Annotated in this window: 2 protein-coding genes; both read left to right on the top strand. The window is 75.3% G+C overall.

The genetic code is table 11. The features are described from left to right. The coding region (locus B8460_RS18365; protein WP_048863071.1) for a type II secretion system F family protein at window positions 1-832 on the top strand (832 nt) is incomplete at its 5' end. After that, the coding region (locus B8460_RS18360) for a tetratricopeptide repeat protein (RefSeq protein WP_048863070.1) at window positions 829-1,213 on the top strand (385 nt) is incomplete at its 3' end. The genes B8460_RS18365 and B8460_RS18360, both read left to right, overlap by 4 nt.

The following is a 1,213-nucleotide window of genomic DNA, read 5'->3' as shown; positions in this document are numbered from 1 at the left end:
GCCGCAGACGCAGCTGCGCGCCCGGCTGCACGCGACGCTCGGCCTGCCGCCGCCCGGACAGGCGGGCGGATCGCTGCTGGCGCGCCTCGCGCGGTACGAGGGCGCGATTGCCGGCGGCGAGGCGGACCGGCGGGAAATCACGGCGCTGCTGCGCGCCGCCGGCTACTACGCGCCCGGGGCCGCGGTGGCGTTCGCCCTGCTGCGCATCGGCGTGACGCTCGCCACCTTCGCCGCCGCGCTGGCGCTCCGGCTGGCGTGGGACTGGCCGGGCGGCCGCGTCTGGCTGATGCCGGCCGGCCTCGCGGTGACGGCCTTCCTGCTCGCCAAGCGCGCGCTCCATGTCCTGGCCGCGCGGCGGCAGCGCCGGGTGCGGGGCGAGCTGCCGTTCCTTCTCGACCTCGTGCGGCTGATGCTGGAATCGGGCAGCAGCCTCGATCAATGCCTGCGCACGCTCGCGCGGCCGACCGCCGCGGCGGCGGTGCCGGAAACCGCCGCCGCCTTCCGCGCCCTGGTGGACGACCTGCAGAACGGCGCTCCCTACGAACAGGCCCTCGGCCGCTGGGCCGACCGGCTCGGCGTCGCCGGCGCGCGCGATCTCGCCGCCGTCTTCCGCCAGTCGCTGCTGCACGGCGCCGACATCACCGAACGTCTGGCGGCACAGGCACAGGACGCGGCCGAGCAGCGTCTCGCGACCGCGCGCGAGTCCGTGGGGCGCAAGGCCGCGCAGCTCTCCGGCGCGATGATGCTGTTCTTCATGCCGGCGCTGTTCATCCTGCTCGGCGGTCCCGCCGCCGCCGGCCTGTCCGAAGCGCTGAAAGGACTGACCCGATGACACCGACCCGTCTCCGCGCCGCCACGCATCGCCGGGCGCACGCGACGCGCCGCGCCCTGTGCCTGCTCGCCGCACTGGCCGTGCCGGGCTGCTCGATGCCGAGCCTGCACCTCATCGAGGCGTCCCCGCCGTCTTTCGTGCAGACCGACAACGTCGACGCGCCGCAGGCGGGACCGGGACAGGACGTGCGGACCCGCCGCCTGTATCTCAGCGTTGTTGCCGGCCTGCGCCGTCAGGATAAGGCGGGGGCCGCACTCGCCTTCCTCGACGCCTTCGACCGCGCCTATCCGGACGACCCGGATGCGGCGCTGCTGCGGGCGGACTGTCTCGTCACCCTCGGGCGCGTCGCCGAAGCAGCACCGATCTATCGCCGGCTGCTGG

Origin of the sequence: Acidisphaera rubrifaciens HS-AP3, assembly GCF_000964365.1 — a bacterium.
GTDB classification, from domain to species: domain Bacteria; phylum Pseudomonadota; class Alphaproteobacteria; order Acetobacterales; family Acetobacteraceae; genus Acidisphaera; species Acidisphaera rubrifaciens.
The sequence above is the reverse complement of the archived record's forward strand: the minus strand, read 5'-3'. Positions and strand labels throughout refer to the sequence as shown.